Below are 17,916 nucleotides of genomic sequence, written 5' to 3'. Positions count from 1 at the left end.
AGTGTCGATTAAACACGTTCGATAATGGTCGCGATACCTTGACCAAGACCGATACACATGGTCGCAAGACCGATTTGTGTATCTTGTTGTTCCATCACGTTCAACAAGGTTGTTGTGATACGTGCACCAGAACAGCCCAATGGGTGACCCAATGCAATTGCACCACCATTCAAGTTGATGATGTCTTGCTTTTCATAAACGCCTAAGCCTTTCATGACTGATAAGCCTTGAGCAGCAAATGCTTCGTTTAATTCGATAGTCTGGATATCCGCCATGGTTAAACCAGCACGCTTAAGCGCTTTTTGAGTTGCAGGTACTGGACCGTAACCCATGATTGCAGCATCACAACCCGCAATGGCCATTGAACGAATCACAGCACGTGGTTTTAAACCCAATGCTTGAGCACGTTCAGCAGACATCAATAACATTGCAGATGCGCCGTCAGAAAGAGCAGAAGAAGTTGCTGCTGTTACTGAACCACCTTTAGGATCGAAAACAGGTTTCAATGCTTTGAATGCTTCAAGGTTAGCATCAGCACGAATTACTTCGTCGATGTCGCAAAGGATTTTGAAGCCGTTTGCATCATGACCTTCAACACCAACGATTTCGTTTTTGAAGCGACCTTCTTGAGTTGCAGCCCAAGCACGACGGTGAGATTCAACACCGAATGCATCCTGCTCTTCACGAGAGATACCATTCATGCGACCTAACATTTCAGCCGTTAAGCCCATCATGTTAGATGCTTTTGCATAGTGTTTAGACGCTTCTGGGTTGAGGTCAATGCCGTGCATCATACCGACGTGACCCATGTGCTCTACACCACCGATGATGAATACATCACCTTGGTTGGTTGCAATCTGAGCTGCAGCAGTGTGGATTGCTTGCATAGAAGAACCACAAAGACGGTTTACTGTTTGACCGCCAGCAGTTTTTGGAATATCAGCCAATAAGCCAATGTTACGAGCAATGTTCATACCTTGCTCTAAAGTTTGGTTTACACAGCCCCAGATTACATCTTCAACTTCGTTGGTATCAAACTGGTTACGAGCAACAAGTGCACGTACTAATTCAGCAGATAAACTGTCGGCACGTACATTGCGGAACATACCGTTACGTGATTTGCCCATGGCAGAACGAACGCCATCAACAATCACAACGTCACGTGGATTTAAAGTAGCCATTCACGTCGCTCCTTAACCGTAGAATTTTGTGTTGTTAGCAGCCATGTCACGCAACATTTGTGGCGCTTCATAAGCCTTACCTAAGTGTGCATATTTGTCGCAAAGCGCAACGTATTCAGCAACACCTGTTTGGTCGATGTAACGGCATGGACCACCGCGGAATGGAGGGAAACCAACACCCATAATCATTGCCATGTCTGCTTCAGAAGCAGTTGCAACGATCTTGTCTTCTAGGCAACGAACAGTTTCGTTACAGAAAGCAAGCATCATACGGTCAATGATTTCCTGATTATCAAACTCGCGTTTTTCACCAGTCACGTATGGTGCAATGATTTCGTATGCTGTTGGATCAACAGTTTTCGCTTTCTTGCCTTTCTTATCTAACACATATTTGTAGAAACCAACGTCATTTTTTTGACCAAGACGTTTTGCTTCATACATCGCTTCGATCGAACCTTTGTAGTCTGGCTTCATACGGTCAGGGAAACCTTCAGCCATCACTTCTGCGCCATGAACACCTGTATCGATACCAACAACATCGATCAAGTATGCAGGGCCCATAGGCCAGCCGAATTTCGCCATCACATTGTCCACTTGTTGGAAATCCGCACCATCTTTTACAAGAAGGTCGAATGCACCAAAGTAAGGGAACAATACGCGGTTAACCAAGAAACCTGGGCAGTCGTTAACAACAATTGGTGTTTTACCCATTTTTTGAGCAAGTACCACAGTTGTTGCGATTGCTTCTTCAGAAGTCTTTTCACCACGAATCACTTCTACCAATGGCATCATGTGTACTGGGTTGAAGAAGTGCATACCTACAAAGTTTTCAGGACGCTGTAAAGTTTTCGCCAAACGTGTGATTGAAATCGTAGAGGTGTTAGATGCAATAATCGTGTTTTCACGAACATGCTTTTCAGTATCAGCAAGTACGATTTCTTTTACTTTTGGATTTTCAGTCACTGCTTCGATCACGATATCCACTTCTTTAAACTCGTCATAGCTTAAAGTTGGACGGATGCGAGCAAGTGTTTCACCCATTTGCGCAGGTTTCATTTTCTTGCGCTCAACTTGCTTGGTGAGCAAGCCATTCGCTTCTTTCATACCCAATGCAAGCTGTGGGTTACCAATATCTTTCATGATGATTGGTGTGCCTTTGCTTGCCGCTTGGTAAGCAATACCACCACCCATGATACCAGCGCCTAGAACAGCAGCTTGGTTGACTGGATGAGCACCTTTCTCATATTTTTTCGCAGTTTTCTTCACGACTTGGTCATTGATGAATAAACCAATCAATGCACCTGCTTGTGGAGTAATCGCAGCTTTTGCAAAACCTTGTGCTTCAGCTTTTAATGCGTCATCACGGGTTGAGCTTGCGCCTGCTTGTAAAGAATCAAGCAATAATTTTGGAGCAGGGTATTGAGCAGGGTTTGCTTTCGCAAGGACCGCACCTTTCGCCGTATTGAACGCCATCATTTGTTCAAGTGGGTTCAATTTGATTGCATCTAATTTTTCTTGACGCTTTGCTTTCCAGTTTAAACGGCCAGCAATGGCTTGTTTAACTAAATCAACCGCAGCTTCTTGTAATTTGTCAGCAGCAACAACCGCATCTACAGCACCGTCTTTCAATGCAGCAGCTGGTTTTTTCGGGTTCGCCATTGCCATCCATTCAACGGCATTGTCGATACCGATTAAACGGCTTAAACGTACACTACCACCAAAACCTGGATAGATACCGAGTTTGATTTCTGGTAGGCCAACTTGCGCTTGTTCTGACATTACACGGTAGTCACACACCAAGCACATTTCAAAACCACCACCTAGCGCTGTACCATTGATTGCAGCAACTTTAGGTAGATCTAAGTCTTCAAAGCTATTGAAGATTTCATGTACAGGCATAAGCCAATCAACGATCGCTTGCTCACCAGCAGCGAAGTTGTCGCCAAATTCAGTGATATCAGCACCAACGATGAATGTTGATTTGCCAGAAGTTACGACTAAGCCTTTAATATCGTTATTGGCTTTCACTGCAGCAATTGCTGCTTGGAAGTCTTCGATGGTTGCACGGTTAAATTTATTAACCGACTCACCTTGTAAGTCAAAGCGGAATTCTGCAATTCCGTCCGCAAGCATTTGGACGGTAATGGCATTGCCAGCGTGGATCATGCCTGATCTCCCTTGTTGTGGAGGATTCTAAGTGGATGTCATAAAGCGTATGTGCAGTTCGGCACACAAAAAAGCTTCGCTAATCTTACGATAACTATATCCAAAAAGGACATAACAAGTTGTATCAAGCCGTGACGCTAGGGTCATCATTTGTTTTTGTTATCCTGTTTTTAATTTTATGTTTTTGAAAATAATTAATTTTATCTTTTTCTTATTCATTTTTTAGGCTTCTATAAAGCTTTATTTATCTCCTAAAAACCGCTGCGATATTTTAACAATATGTCGTTTTTAACGATGGAGATAAGCGCGCTAAATCGAGTGTTATTTATATAAATTTCGACTTATTTATGAGTAGGAAATAACAAAGAAAAGTTCTTTATTAAATAAGTTAGGTCAATTTATAAACACTGGACAGAAAGACTTGTCTATTTTTTTCTCTTTAGATAAACTTTATGTTATAAAAATGTTTAAGAAAGTAATATTATGTTAAAAATTAAATTTGTTGTTTTGGCAATGCTTCCATTGATGCTCAGCGCATGTGGAGGTGGTGGGTCTTCATCTAGTAACGACTCAAACTCTAACAGTAATAATTCTAACTCTAACGAAGTCAAGGCTGAGCTTTTCCCGAACGGGGAAGCTAAATTATTTAGATATTCAGTTGATATTGATTATGAACAGGAAAAGTTAGATTTTGATAAATCAGAGTGGAATATTGAGAAGGGAATTCTGCTTGAGAAAACAAAAAATCCTATCTTTTATAATCACTACGTAACTGAAACCAATGGCTTATATGTTCCCGAAACGGAACAAAGCTATCGTGCAGATCGGGGCATTCGCGATAGTTTTATTCATTCAATGACCTCAACGACTTGGGTAACTTCACCCTATAACCAAGCTGGTTTTAACGATTTGAAATTTACTCAGAAGGTGAAGGAAATTGATCTTCAGGGGGTAAGAATCGTTGGTCAGTTTGCTCCAGCACTGATCTCTATGTACGAGTTTGAAGTGAATAATGGAGGCTCGCCTGATATGGGGGCAGTATCAAGCCAATTGGTGAAGATTTCTGATAAATTTCCAAAAGGGGCAAAGTGCATACAGACACAAGCATTTAGCTCTAATCAATTTTTCTTCGAGTTTGAACCGAATACTTCTTTTGAAGTTCTGGATGCCAAAGTCTTACAGGACTGGGCTGATAAAGTATTTGATGCTGGCTATACTAAGCAAACAGTACCAGATGTCGAGGTATGGGGAAAAATTAAAATAGGTTCACTCTTAGAGCATAATGATGATCCTTCAGCGCCTGAATATTATCAGTTTGCACTTGAATATCAGGGCAAGGTCTACCACACATATCCGCAAAAACCAGAATGGAATACCGATGAGTTCGTAGAAGACCTGAAAAAACAATTCAGGGACACAGAGTGGTTTAAAAGTGTCGTTGCTCCTTTAGGTAAAGCAAAAGAAGATCAGTTCATGGCATCAGTAGACGCAAAAATGCGTAGCCAATGTGACTATTACAATGCAGAAGCTGCTAAATCTATGGATAACGTTCTAAGTAAAGTCAAAAAATAAGTTCTATTTAGACAGGTATGTGGAGCACCCGTATACCTGTCGATCTATTTAAATTATGCAATTCTTGTTTGAATCAATAAATACGGTGTTAAAATAGCGCTGATTTTTTTAAAGCTAAAGCAATAGTCTATGATTAAGTGGATCATATTAGCGATTTTTATCATTTCTGCATTGTATATTCAGCGTCGTGGGAAAGTGAAGCATTCGTTTTATCGTCAATTTTTTGACCATTCGACGATTCTCGCGCCCATTAACTTTTTAATGTACATGTTTTCCAAAGTGCCGAATCAGCCGTATATCGACACACAGCATTTTAAGGATTTAAAAATCCTTGATGAAAACTGGGAAATGATTCGTGATGAAGCAAGAGCCTTGTATGACAAAGGTGGGATTAAAGCATCAAGTACTTATGATGACTTGGGGTTTAACTCATTCTTTAAAACAGGCTGGAAACGTTTCTATTTGAAATGGTATGACTCTGCACATCCATCAGCAGCTGAGCTTTGCCCAAAAACAACGGCTTTATTAAAAACATTACCGACTATTAAAGCTGCAATGTTTACTGAACTTGCGCCAGACAGTCGTTTGGTTCGCCATCGTGACCCTTATGCAGGTTCATTACGTTACCATTTGGGCTTAATCACACCGAATGATGACCGCTGCTTTATTGATGTGGATGGTGAGCGTTATTCTTGGCGTGATGGTGAAAGTGTCGTGTTTGACGAAACTTATATTCACTATGCTGAAAACACCACGGATCAAAACCGTATCATTTTCTTTGCTGATGTTGAACGTCCATTAAAAACACGTTTTATGGAAAAGTTTAATCACTGGTTTGGTAAGAAAGTGATGACGGCGGCGAGTTCACCAAATGAAGCGGGTGACCAGACAGGTGGCTTAAACAAGGCTTTTGGTTATATTTACCAGATCCGTATTAAAGCCAAAGCCTTGAAGAAGTCGAATCGTTCACTGTACTACTTCTTGAAGTGGTTCATTATGCTTGGTTTGTTCTTCCTTATTTTTATTCGTCCTTACGTATTTTAAGTTCGAATTAAATCAACGCCCGTAAGGGCGTTTTTTTATGGGGGATTGCGATAAGATATTTGAATTCATCAACATTATTTGGAAGCTCATATGCAAGTATTCCGTTCCAAAATCGACTGGTGGTTTTGGGGTGTGGTCATCGCAACCACAGGTTTATTGCTCCAATTTTTGTGGACCATGTATATCAAGGGAACGATGCAGGAATATCCTGAACATGCGCTACTTTATTTTTTAACCATTGCATTGTTATGGTGGCCAATTCTGAATACACGCTATATCGTGACAGAACAGCACTTAATGATTCATTCAATGGTATTTAAGTGGCAAATCAATCAGTCAGACATTATCAAAATCTCGGAAAGTCATAACCTCATTTCATCTCCTGCTTTATCTTTAGATCGTTTACGCATTGATTATCATAAAAATGGTGTGGCAAGTCATATTTTGATTTCACCTAAAGATAAAGATGTTTTCTGCAAGGCACTTAATAAAACACGTTCAACTTCTAGATAAGCGTTGTACTTACAGGATATTCACATTTAAAACTTGAAAAAATCTTCCTAAGCATCACATCATGTGGTGTAAATAGAGAGAATAGGCATGCCGTGAACCCAAACGCTCGAGAACATATTGAAAAAATATTGGCGCATATGACCCAGTTACCTGGCGTTTATAAAATGCTAGGTAAGGATGGTGAACTACTGTATGTGGGCAAAGCCAAAAACCTGAAAAATCGTGTCTCGAGCTATTTTGTAAAAACCATTGATCATCCTAAAACGCAGGCCTTGGTGGCCCGTATTTATGATATTGAATCGCTGGTGGTTCGCTCTGAAACGGAAGCATTATTACTCGAACAAAACCTGATTAAGCTGCATCGTCCGCCCTACAATATTATGTTGCGGGATGATAAGTCTTATGTCTATATCTTTGTTTCTGCGGATAAACCTTATCCACGGATCGCCAGTGGGCGGGGGAAAGGCAAGCATCAGATTGGTAAGTTCTTTGGGCCTTATCCCAGTGCCTATAGTGCCAGAGATACCTTATTGGTTTTACAAAAACTATTTAATGTACGTCAGTGTGAAAACAGCTATTTTTCACAGCGCAAACGCCCATGTCTGCAATATCAGATTAAACGCTGTACTGCGCCGTGTGTGGGCTTGATTAGTCCTGAAGATTATAAAGAAGATGTCGATAACTCGATTCGTTTCTTGCAAGGTGATACCAAAGAGCTGAATCAGGAACTGATCGGGAAAATGGAGCAGGCTGCAGAGGCACTAGAATTTGAGAAAGCCGTATTCTATCGTGATCGTCTAGGTTTATTGCGTGAAGTCCAAGCTCAGCAAGCGGTGTTTAAAATTAAGGGTGAGGCCGATATTCTGGCGATTGCCTATCAGGCTGGTGTGACCTGTGTGCAGATCATGCATGTCCGTAATGGGCGTATGCTGGGCGGAAAAAGTTATTTTCCAGATATGCTGGGCGATGATTTGGGGCAGATGCTCAGTGATTTTATGGCAAACTTTTATTTTCAGGTGGCAGATGAAGTGCCGTCTGAATTGATTGTGAATATCGACATTCCTGACAAGGCACAACTGGAAGAGGCCTTGCAGCAAACCTTTAATAAAAAGGTCCAGATCAAGCATAAAGTGCGTGAAACTCGGGCGGAATGGCTTGAGCTGGCGCAAATGAATGTGCAACATGCGATTAAAGGCAAGTTGAGTAATCATCTGGAACTGAATGAGCGTTTTCATCAGTTGGAGCAGGTGGTCGGACGCCCAATCGATCGTATTGAGTGTTTTGATATTAGTCATACCATGGGTGAAGCACCGATTGCTTCGTGTGTGGTGTTTGATCAGGGCGGCGCAAGAAAACGCGATTATCGTCAGTTTGCCATTCAGGATATTACTGGTGGGGACGATTATGCGGCAATGCGCCAAGCCCTGACTCGTCGTTATAAGAAGAATATGCTGCCAGACCTGCTGTTAATTGATGGCGGTAAAGGGCAGTTGCATATGGCGATGGAGGTGATGCAGGAACTGCAACTCGACGCTTTTATGATTGGTGTGTCTAAAGGTGAAGGACGTAAGCCGGGGTTGGAAACGCTACATTTTACCGATGGCACCAAGATTCAATTGCCAGAAGATCATAAAGCATTGCATCTGATTCAACAGGTTCGCGATGAAGCTCACCGTTTTGCGATCACCAAACATCGGGCTAAGCGCGATAAACGTCGTAGTAGTTCAGTATTGGAAGCGATTCCCGGTTTAGGGCCAAAACGTAGACGTGATTTGCTCACCCATTTTGGTGGTATTCAAGGGGTATTAAAAGCCTCTGAAAAAGAGTTAATGTTGGTTCCGGGTTTGGGCGAAGTGATGGCGCGAACAATTTATAAAATTCTGCATGAATAAAAGGTTCAATTGACTCAATCGTCCTGATGAGGTTGTATCAATGATCATTCACAAATCACTAAAAACATTCAAAGATAGGATGTTTGGATCATCAAGGAAAAATGATGTCATTGCTTCCGCTCTATCAGCAGGTTGAACAACAAGAATGGATTGATATCCCGTCAGGCTGGCTGCAAGGTCGCACGGTGTTTGGCGGTCTGGTCGCAGGCATTCTGATCCAGAAAGCTTTATCGGTCGTACAAGATGCGGCAAAGCAACTGCTCAGCTGTAATATCACTTTTGTAGGGCCTGTACAGCAAGGACAAGCAAAAATTACCGCGGAAATCTTACGTGAAGGTAAGTCCGTGACTACGCTTGAAGTAAGATTGTGGCAAGACGAAGCGGTGCAAAGTATCTTGATTGCCAGCTTTGGTTCGCCACGTGAGTCCCGAATTCATGTCGAAAATCTGCCACAAGTACCTGATTATCCTACGCCTGAGCAACTCGATAAAACATTTTATATTGAAGGACTCATGCCTGAATGCTTACAGCATTTCGAATTGTGCTGGGCTGAAGGCAGTTATCCAATGGCAGGCAGCAAAGTGCCTGACTTCGGTGGGTGGAGTCGTTTTTCACCAGATTTGCATCAGAACCGTGCGATGCAATTGCCTGATCTGTTTGCATTAATGGATGTATGGCCGCCTGGTGTATTGCCGATGTTCAAGACACCTGCACCCGCAAGTTCATTGACATGGCAGATTACTTATTTACATCCTGTGGCGGAGCAGATACAAGACTGGTTTAAATATAAAGTTGTGACAGAGTACGCAGAACATGGTTATTCCACCGAATATGCCTATCTCTGGAATCGTGAAAACCGTTTAATTGCGGTGCTTAGACAAACAGTTGCGGTTTTTGCCTAGTCGACACTGCGGTGCATTTCGTATAAAGTTGCCTACACATGAATACAATCTCAGCACATCCTTTGTGCAAACTGCATTTGATGCGAACAACATGGCGGTGTTTATGAGCACAGGGCAAATCCTGAACATTCCTAATATCTTAACCTTGGCACGTATTGCCCTGATTCCCGTGTTTTTGGTGATTGCCTATTGGCCACCAGCAATTGGAATTGCTGAGCATCATGGGGGAATGATGCGCCATATGGTACTGACTGCGATTTTTGTTTTGGCAGCGGTGACCGACTGGTTTGATGGCTATTTGGCACGAACCCTGAATCAAACTTCTGCTTTTGGGCGCTTTCTTGATCCAGTGGCAGATAAGTTAATGGTTGCAGCGGCTTTGATCGTTCTGGTGCAATGGCAACCGACCATTTCTATGGCGTTTGCTGCGATTGTGATTATTTCCCGTGAGATTACTGTTTCTGCCTTGCGTGAATGGATGGCGGAACTCGGTGCGCGTACCAGTGTTGCGGTTTCAACAGTCGGAAAATACAAAACAGCCTTTCAAATGATCGCGATCAGTGTATTCCTGTTGAACTGGAAACCTTTAGAGATCTGGGCCTATGCCTTGCTCTATGCTGCGGTCATTTTAACATTATGGTCGATGTTTATTTATATGAAAGCAGCTTGGCCATATTTAAAACAGCCTTAAGCATGATTTGAATACGAAAAGCCTTCTATTGAGAGGGCTTTTTTTATGGGATGAAAAATTTAAGGCAAGAAAAAAGCCCATAACAACGATGAGCTTAGTTCTCTGAGGAAAGTCATGCTCTTTGGGAGAGTATGCTGAAGAACATAATCATAATATGAGAATTTGTTGGCATTTACAACAGTGAAAAATGTAAATGTTTTTTAATATTCTCAAATTTGACTATTCTGGTTTTCAGAAAGCGTAACGAACTTATGTTCGATTTGAGACGCATTGGTTTGTAGAATTTCGATGAGCTTTTGAATATTCAGGAAATCAAAGCGGTTCTTTGAGGCAACCAATGTCAAGGCGATAGGGGCTTCTTTGTTTGAGAAGCGAATCGGCACTGAAAGACCGCATACCATTGGGTCAATCTCACCTTGTGATAAATAGAAGCCCTGTTTCTTGATTTTTCGCATCTGTTGCATAAATTCATCTGCATTATTGGCAAAACCCACCTGTGCCAGTTCCTGCGTGAACTGTTGATAGTAAGCCTGAATCCGTTGTTTAGTTAAATGCGCAATCACAATCTTCGGGGAGGCACCGACATAAACAGGGCGTGGGCAACCTCGACCATATGAAATCAATTCAGCTTCCTTGAAGGTTTCATGATGCAGATCGATACAGTAATCATGATTTAAATAGGTGAGTAAACAGCACAGCTCGGTACGTTCTACAATATCGCGCATAAACGGAATACTGATCTGAATCAGTGGATCAGTACTATGCGAAATATAGTCAAGAACTGCGATTTTAGAACCAAGCGTGTAGTCACCTGATGTGCCACTAATCCGTTTGAGGATATCGGCAGAAACCAGTTCTTTTAAATAACGATAGGCAGTTGGTTTGGAGAGACCAAGCTCATCACAAATATTATCGACATTGATAATCGGACGTGAAACTGAAAATAAATCCAGCACGGTGAGAATTTTACCAAAACTCGAAATTGCCATGATGCGTTGTCTACTCCTTACAAAATAACGTGAAAACCGAACTTTTATTGCTTTATAACAGAAAAGGCTTAAGTGGTGTATGGGATTTTAAATTTGCTCTTCTTCTGTGAAGAAATAGAGTCTGATGCTGAGAAAATGATGAAATATTAACGTCATTATTTTAGATTAAAATTAAAAATTATCAAATAGTGATAATTTATGTTGACTAATTCGCTTTGTTTTGAAAAAATTAACACCACAATGTCTTATTTGGATAATTATTTTTAGGGAAATCTCTCTAAAAATACCAAGCACAAGCATTGTATATCACTCCCAATATCCAGTTTTATTCCTATCGATTGCCCTGATTTGAATTCTTCAGATCAGTCTGGACGAGTCGTCACATTTTTATGGATGTGATGAGGATCAAGCTGACCCTAAATTGAGACATGTTCATGCTATTTAAACAGTTGTTGGCTTTTAGACCAAGTCGACTCGACATCATCTTTGCGTGCAAAACATTTGTAGCAGGTATGCTGGCATTGTTTATCTCGTTTGAACTGGATCTGATTAACCCGATGTGGTCAATCGGTACGGTCCTGATCATTGCCAATCCCTATTCAGGTATGGTGTCTTCCAAATGTGTGTATCGTTTAGTGGGAACTGTTGCGGGTGCAATTATTGCATTATTGCTCACACCGCATTTTATTAATACGCCGTGGCTTTTTACCATTATCCTGTCTTTATGGGTGGGTTTTGCCTTGTATGTGTCGCTACTTGACCGTACGCCACGTAGTTATGTCTTCATGCTGGCGGGTTATTCCACCGCAATGATTGTGTATAACGCAATTACCTATATCGATACCTACAATATGTTTGATATCGCTTTGGCGCGGGTGCTGGAAATTTCGATTGGGGTAGTGGCGACAGCAGTTGTTTCTGCAACATTTTTCCCTGTTCATGTCGGGGCCATGATCAAGCAACGTGTCAATAAGACCCTGAATGATCTGGAAAATACCTTTGAGCGTTTGATTACGGTTCAGAAAGAGCCAGAAAATTACACGCAGGTGCTTTCGGTAATTACCCGCGATGCATCAGATATTCATGCGCTGGCTGTGCATTTGGCTTATGAAAAAGGTGAGTTAAATGGCATGACCAAACCGTTGCAGGAAATGCTGCATCAGGTTTCATTGGTGGTGGCGAATCTGGTGGCTTTGTCTCAACGGGTGAAACAGCTCGGGCAAATGCAAGTGACCAATCTGACCCCACATTTAGATCGGATTCGTCAGGACACCTTGACATTTCTAAAACAGGAAAGAGTTTTAAGTCCAGCAGATTTACAAGCTTTGCCTGCTCGTTTCGAAGAAGATTTTGCTGAGCTGATTTCGATTGCAACTCCTGAACAGCAAATTGTGCTGGCTGCATTGAAAATGGATGTTCGTCATTTTATTGCCAATATTCTGGCGGTAAAACTGATCTGGCAACAGATTCAACAAGGTAAAAAAGACATTCCTGCTGAAATTACGTCGATTACTACGAAATATCCGAGTTTGCACCGAGATCATGGTATTGCGATTCGTGGCGGAATTAGTGCTGTGCTGATCACTTTTATTGTTACAGGTGCATGGATTTTGTCGGGCTGGAAAGCGGGCTTCATGATGGCGCAAATGGGCGCAATCACCGCCTGTATTTTGACGGCGCTGGATAATCCTGTGCCTGTGCTACGCATTTTTATCTGGGGCAGTATTGTTTCGGCAGGACTGGTATTTTTATACGCCTTTGGTATCTTCCCGCATGTGACTCACTTCTGGCAATTGGCATTGGTATTGTTCCCTGTATTTCTGGTGGCAGTGACCATGATGGCGAATCAGATGTTGATGCCAATTGGTATGGTATTGGGCATTAACACCATGATGGGTTTGAATCTGCATAACCAATACACCATGGATGCGGTGTCTTATCTGGACAGTTCATTTGCAATGGTGTTGGGTGTAATGGTCTCCCTGATTGTGATTGATCTAGTACGTGCCGTTTCTCCAGATACCAGTGCGACACGGATTTTAGCTTTGCATTATCAAGCGATGCGACAGGCATTACATCTGTCTTATGGCAGTGACTTCAAAATTCATTTACGCAGTATGTTAGATCGTGTCGGCGTATTGAATACCAAGATGGTACAAAATCCAGAAATTAAAACGGCAATTCAAAATGCGCTGGTTGAAAGTAGCTCGATTGTTGATCTGGTGCGTTTGCAAGAAATTAGCCAAAAATTGCCGCAAATGGTAGAGCTACAACAAGAAGTGAATGCGTTGCAACAGCAACTTACAGCGTATTTTCAGGCACAAGAGAAACAGCTCTCAATTCATCATTTCCCCGCAGAAATTGTGCAGCAAATAGCGCGTTTGCAGCGTATTGCACCGCAGATTGAAGATGCTCAATTACGTCAACGACTCTTGATTTCGCTGAATAATATTTGCGAAAGCATTGGTCATATTTCCACAGAACAGCGCTATTCAGACATGTATGGCTTAGGTGTATCTCATGGGTGAACTTAATCTTTATGGCATTTATATTCCCATTCTTTTGGTACAGGCCATTATTGCCTATGTCTTGTTTAAGCTTGCTGGCCCATTGCTGGATCGCCTGATCAGCAAAGGCTGGATTGCGCTCCCGAGTATTTTTAATTTGTGCTTTTACTTGGGGCTCATGCTACTGGTGCACTGGTTGTTCGTGTGGTTATGGGCTTAAGTGTTTTGAATAAAGTGTCTATGAAATTTAATGATTTAAAGATAAATGGTAAAGGTAATGAACATGAATGCATTTGATGTGAGAAAAGTCATACGTCCAATTGTATTGCTACTGGCTGTGCTGGTTGCAGTGTATACGGTTGTGCATTTATGGAATTACTACAATGCTGCACCGTGGACGCGTGATGGCCGTATTCGTGGTGATGTGATTCAGGTCGCTTCAGATGTGAATGGCTTGGTCACTGAAGTGCTGGTGCAAGACAACCAGACCGTAAAAAAAGGGCAGGTGCTGTTTAAAATCGATGTCGCACGTCAGGCACTGGATGTGGAACAGGCCAAATCAGATTTAGCCAAAGCCAAAGCTGGTTTGGCACAAGCGCATGCCACGTTGGCAGGGGCCAAAGCCAGTTTGGTAAAAACTGAAGCAAACAAAAAATTAGCTGATAAAAATGCAGCTCGTTATGCCAGCTTAATGGATGGTGCGATTTCGAAACAGGAGCAGGATCAGGTCTTTGCTGTGCGTGATCAAGCTGTCGCAGAGAAAGAGCAATTGACTGCCAATATTGAACAAGCCAATGCTGCTATTCTGCAACAACAGGCTTTGATTGAGGTTGCAAACAGCGCGTTGCATTTGGCGCAATTAAATCTGCATCGTTCAGAAGTGGTTGCACCTGCGGATGGAACATTATCGAACTTTGATTTACGTGTGGGTAACTACGTTAAAGTCGGGCAAGCCGTGGCTGCACTTTTAGACCGTCAACAGCTTTATGTGGTGGGTTATTTTGAAGAAACTAAACTCAATCGTATTCATGTAGGTGATACTGCAACCGTACAGTTGATGGGGGATCGTCAACAAATTCGTGGTCATGTGCAGGGGATTGCATCAGGGATTGAAGACCGTGAGCGCTCTGGCAGTTCAAATTTATTGGCAAATGTGAACCCAACCTTTAGCTGGGTGCGTTTGGCACAACGTGTACCAGTAAAAATCGTACTGGATGAGCAACCGCATAATCCATTAGCTTTTGTTTCTGGACGTACTGCGACAGTCAGAATTATTGAAAAATAATCAATGCGGTTTCCAAGTGGTCTAATTCATTCAAGAATGAGACAACAAAAAGCGGCATGGAACGCCGCTAAATGATAAAAAAAATTATAGATTTCTTTAAGGTGTAATCCCGACAGGATCGCGATACCAGCTTTGAATTAATAATGCAGCAGCAAAACTATCAGCCGATAATCGCTTGGCCTGACCTTTGCTCTGATAAGATTCAAGTTCTTCTCTTGCTTCGCGTGTGGTCAGACGCTCATCCACCATCCACGTTTCAATATTGGTCTGATGACGTAAACGACGGGCAAATTTCCGTGCACGAGCTGACAATTCAGATTCACTATCATCCATATTCAGCGGTAAACCCACTAAAAATAAGGTCGGTTGCCATTCTTTGACGAGCTTTAATAACTTATCCCAGTCTGGAATACCATCTTTCATGGCAAATAATGGCAGGGGATTGCTACTCTCGATAGTGGATTGACCGATTGCCATCCCCATTTTCTGTGTACCAAAATCAAAAGCCATAATGGATTGAGCTGTTTGCATATCAGGCATGACCAATCTCGGAAGCAAACCAGGTACGATCTACACCAATTTTCTTATAGGCCGCGTCCCAACGATCGCCATAAGGCAGATTGAAAATCAAATCCATATCCGACTCACAGATCAGCCAGTCACCGCGGGTAATTTCCTCTTCAAGCTGGTTTTTGCTCCAGCTGGCATAGCCCAAGGCGATTTGATAGCGACCCACACCTTCGTTATGCGCAATCGCATCCAGAATATCTTTACTGGTGGTGATACAGACATTTTCGCCCACAGCAATAGATGAATGCCATGTTGGTTGGCCTGTATGTAATACAAAACCTGCTTCTGGACGTAATGGACCGCCTTGCAATACGGCATGCGGATGCACATTATCGGCATCAATTTCTAAATCATTGAGTAATTCTTTGATCTGTAATTCAGAAGGACGATTGATGATAATGCCCTGAGCGCCGTCTTCATCATGGCGAGCGACATAAATGACTGTATTGGCAAAGAAGTCATCGGCCATGTCTGGTGGGGCGATTAGACAACGGTGAGTTAGATATTGTTTCGTCACCTAGGCGGTTCTCCCTCAATGTATTGTGCTGATCTATCTATATAGGTTCTTTTTATCAACATACAAGAGTTGATCGGATTTCGCCAATTATTTTCTAATATTTTGTGCCGTTACTTAGGCAGACTGAAATTTAAGCTGACGTAACTGTCTTGCATGCTGCAAAGTGGTCTCGCTAATTTCGACCCCGCCAGACATACGTGCCAGTTCTAAAATACGTTGCTCTTCGCCCAATTCGATAATGGTACTGCTGGCCGGATCTGTCTGTTGTTTCTTCACCAGCAGATGTTGGTCAGACTGTGCAGCAACCTGAGCCTGATGGGTGATACATAACAATTGAACATGTTGTGCAAGATCAGCCAGTAAGCGACCAACAACTTCGGCGGTACCACCACTAATCCCCACATCGATCTCATCAAAGACCAGTACTTCAGCATCTGTCTTTTCCGCATTCATGACTTGCATGACCAGGGCAATACGTGAAAGTTCCCCCCCTGATGCAACACGTGCCAGCGGTTGAGGCGGAATCCCTTTATTTGCGGTAAATAGCAACTGAATGAAGCTTAAACCTTCTGCATTGGCTGGTTCTAAGGACTCAAACTTAAATTCAAAATGCGCTTCAGGTAATGCTAATGGTTTGACCTGTTCCGTGAGTTGCTTCGCTAATGGAATCGCTGCTGCACGACGAATCTCATCTAAATGTTGTGCTTTCTGCATAAACGCCTGATACGAAACTTCGACTTGCTCCGCCAAAGTTTCTGGATCTTCCAGTTGATGCAACTGTTCTAATTCTTGCTGCCAGCTTTCATATTCTTGTTTGAGTAATTCGGGTTGAGTGCGATGTTTGCGGGCCAAGCGATGGAATACTTCCAAGGTCGCATTCAGTTGTTCCATACGCTCCGGATCAAAGCTCTGACGGTCAATAAATTGACGTAAGCTCGCCGTAGCATCATCGATTTCACTTTGAGCATTTAACAACGCATTGTAGATACTAGCAAGCTGTTCACTACGACCTGCATGAGATTCTAAACGACGAATGATCGATGCGACTTCCTGCGTAATATTCTGCTCAGCTTCATCTAAGACATTCAGGCTATAGCTACAATCCTGCATGATATGTTCATGATGGCTAAGACGATCAAATTCTTGCTCAATTTCCCGATAGTCGGTTTGAACCACGTCTTCAAGTTCTTCGATTTGAGATTCTAGATTTTGTATTTTTTGAATACGTGTTGCTTGCGCATCTAAAGCGGCTTGATGCTGACGAATATTCTTTTGCCATGTGCTATATGCTTCACGAACGGCATTCGAGGGCTCTGCAAAATTGTGATAACGGTCGAGCCAGCGTTTTGGATAAGGCGGCTCTAATAACTGTTGTTGACTGTGCTGGCTATAGAGTTGTACCAGTAAGCGTCCAATTTCCTTGAGTTCGGCTAAACTACTCGGACGGCCATTGATCCAAGCCTTGCTACGACCTGTGGCAAAAATCACACGTCTTAAATGGATCTCACTAGAATCATCATCTAGTTCATGCTCGGCGAGCCATTGCGCTTCGGCACTGTCAGCTTGATAGCTAAATACGGCTGTGACATCGGCTTTGTCAGCGCCATAGCGGACATAGTTGGTATCTGTGCGTTCACCCAGACATGCAGAGAGCGCATCTAACAATAATGATTTGCCCGCGCCAGTTTCACCAGTCAGCACATTGAAGCCTTGTTCAATATCTAAAGCCAAATGGTCAGCGAGTGCAAAATTAATTAAAGTTAAATGGGTGAGCATAAACGCATCCAATGCACAGAATCTTTTGCTTAAAGATAGAGAAGTTTTAAAGTTGCTACAAGAGTTGAATGTAGGATTTTCCTTATTTACTGTATGGATAGAAGATTATTTTGTTATGTGTTTGCCCTCTTGGCTTTTTCTTCAACATTTATATGGATGAGATAAGGTTTTGCGTTTGGGTAAACATTCTTAATGCTGGCCGTCCCTTGCCACTCATCGTCTTGCACCCGAACCTTACGAAGCTATGCTTCTCATGCTTTATTTTTCCTCGCTACTCGCAGCATATGAGCCATATATGGTGCAAGGTCTTG

Annotated in this window: 15 protein-coding genes; 9 read left to right on the top strand and 6 right to left on the bottom strand. The window is 42.4% G+C overall.

All coding sequences use genetic code 11. The annotated features are described in order from the left end of the window. Positions 1 to 8: 8 nt before the first annotated feature. Positions 9 to 1,181 carry an acetyl-CoA C-acyltransferase FadA gene (gene fadA / locus IEV36_RS13855; RefSeq protein WP_004656252.1) on the bottom strand — a complete coding sequence of 391 codons (1,173 nt, stop codon included), beginning with the start codon at positions 1,179 to 1,181 and terminating at the stop codon, positions 9 to 11. Positions 1,182 to 1,193: 12 nt separating this feature from the next. Beyond that, positions 1,194 to 3,347, bottom strand: coding sequence for a fatty acid oxidation complex subunit alpha FadB (fadB, locus tag IEV36_RS13850; protein WP_005255502.1), 2,154 nt, complete (start codon positions 3,345 to 3,347; stop codon positions 1,194 to 1,196). A gap of 483 nt (positions 3,348 to 3,830) precedes the next feature. Between fadB and IEV36_RS13845 the strand changes: the two genes are divergently transcribed. The 6 genes from IEV36_RS13845 to pgsA all read left to right on the top strand — a co-directional run bounded on the left by IEV36_RS13845 (position 3,831) and on the right by pgsA (position 9,961). Continuing rightward, positions 3,831 to 4,919 (top strand): hypothetical protein, encoded by a 1,089-nt coding sequence (locus IEV36_RS13845; protein WP_005255501.1) that lies wholly within the window; start codon positions 3,831 to 3,833, stop codon positions 4,917 to 4,919. A gap of 129 nt (positions 4,920 to 5,048) precedes the next feature. Further along, entirely contained in the window at positions 5,049 to 5,963 is a 915-nt protein-coding gene (gene lpxO, locus IEV36_RS13840) for a lipid A hydroxylase LpxO (RefSeq protein ID WP_004774061.1), read from the top strand. A 90-nt stretch (positions 5,964 to 6,053) separates the two neighbouring features. Then, positions 6,054 to 6,476, top strand: coding sequence for a PH domain-containing protein (locus IEV36_RS13835; protein WP_005255499.1), 423 nt, complete (start codon positions 6,054 to 6,056; stop codon positions 6,474 to 6,476). A 92-nt stretch (positions 6,477 to 6,568) separates the two neighbouring features. Next, entirely contained in the window at positions 6,569 to 8,368 is a 1,800-nt protein-coding gene (uvrC, locus tag IEV36_RS13830) for an excinuclease ABC subunit UvrC (RefSeq protein WP_005255496.1), read from the top strand. 104 nt (positions 8,369 to 8,472) lie between these two features. Next, positions 8,473 to 9,270, top strand: coding sequence for a thioesterase family protein (locus tag IEV36_RS13825; protein ID WP_005255494.1), 798 nt, complete (start codon positions 8,473 to 8,475; stop codon positions 9,268 to 9,270). A gap of 103 nt (positions 9,271 to 9,373) precedes the next feature. Further along, positions 9,374 to 9,961 (top strand): CDP-diacylglycerol--glycerol-3-phosphate 3-phosphatidyltransferase, encoded by a 588-nt coding sequence (gene pgsA / locus IEV36_RS13820; protein ID WP_005255491.1) that lies wholly within the window; start codon positions 9,374 to 9,376, stop codon positions 9,959 to 9,961. Positions 9,962 to 10,170: 209 nt separating this feature from the next. On the opposite strand, the gene IEV36_RS13815 is transcribed toward pgsA, so the two are convergent. Then, positions 10,171 to 10,950, bottom strand: coding sequence for an IclR family transcriptional regulator (locus IEV36_RS13815; RefSeq protein WP_005255489.1), 780 nt, complete (start codon positions 10,948 to 10,950; stop codon positions 10,171 to 10,173). Between the two features lie 434 nt (positions 10,951 to 11,384). Here IEV36_RS13815 and IEV36_RS13810 point away from each other — a divergent pair, with 434 nt between their 5' ends. The 3 genes from IEV36_RS13810 (at position 11,385) to IEV36_RS13800 (ending at position 14,742) form a co-directional block, all read left to right on the top strand. Then, entirely contained in the window at positions 11,385 to 13,478 is a 2,094-nt protein-coding gene (locus IEV36_RS13810; protein WP_005255487.1) for an FUSC family protein, read from the top strand. Then, positions 13,471 to 13,677, top strand: a complete 207-nt coding sequence (locus IEV36_RS13805; protein WP_004774072.1) for a DUF1656 domain-containing protein — start codon at positions 13,471 to 13,473, stop codon at positions 13,675 to 13,677. The genes IEV36_RS13810 and IEV36_RS13805 overlap by 8 nt, the downstream gene beginning before the upstream one ends. 63 nt (positions 13,678 to 13,740) lie before the next feature. Next, a complete protein-coding gene (locus tag IEV36_RS13800) occupies positions 13,741 to 14,742 on the top strand; it encodes an HlyD family secretion protein (RefSeq protein ID WP_005255485.1) in 1,002 nt (333 codons plus the stop codon). A 96-nt stretch (positions 14,743 to 14,838) separates the two neighbouring features. On the opposite strand, the gene ruvX is transcribed toward IEV36_RS13800, so the two are convergent. The 3 genes from ruvX to recN form a co-directional block, all read right to left on the bottom strand. Continuing rightward, complete coding sequence (gene ruvX, locus IEV36_RS13795) at positions 14,839 to 15,282, bottom strand: Holliday junction resolvase RuvX (RefSeq protein ID WP_005255483.1); 444 nt, start codon at positions 15,280 to 15,282, stop codon at positions 14,839 to 14,841. Further along, positions 15,275 to 15,829, bottom strand: coding sequence for a YqgE/AlgH family protein (locus IEV36_RS13790; RefSeq protein ID WP_004774079.1), 555 nt, complete (start codon positions 15,827 to 15,829; stop codon positions 15,275 to 15,277). Before IEV36_RS13790 ends, ruvX begins: the two co-directional genes overlap by 8 nt. 114 nt (positions 15,830 to 15,943) lie before the next feature. Continuing rightward, positions 15,944 to 17,605, bottom strand: coding sequence for a DNA repair protein RecN (recN, locus tag IEV36_RS13785; protein WP_005255481.1), 1,662 nt, complete (start codon positions 17,603 to 17,605; stop codon positions 15,944 to 15,946). Between the last annotated feature and the right edge of the window lie 311 nt (positions 17,606 to 17,916).

Origin of the sequence: Acinetobacter vivianii, from assembly GCF_014635885.1 — a bacterium.
Taxonomy (GTDB): Bacteria; Pseudomonadota; Gammaproteobacteria; order Pseudomonadales; family Moraxellaceae; genus Acinetobacter; species Acinetobacter vivianii.
The sequence above is the reverse complement of the archived record's forward strand: the minus strand, read 5'-3'. Positions and strand labels throughout refer to the sequence as shown.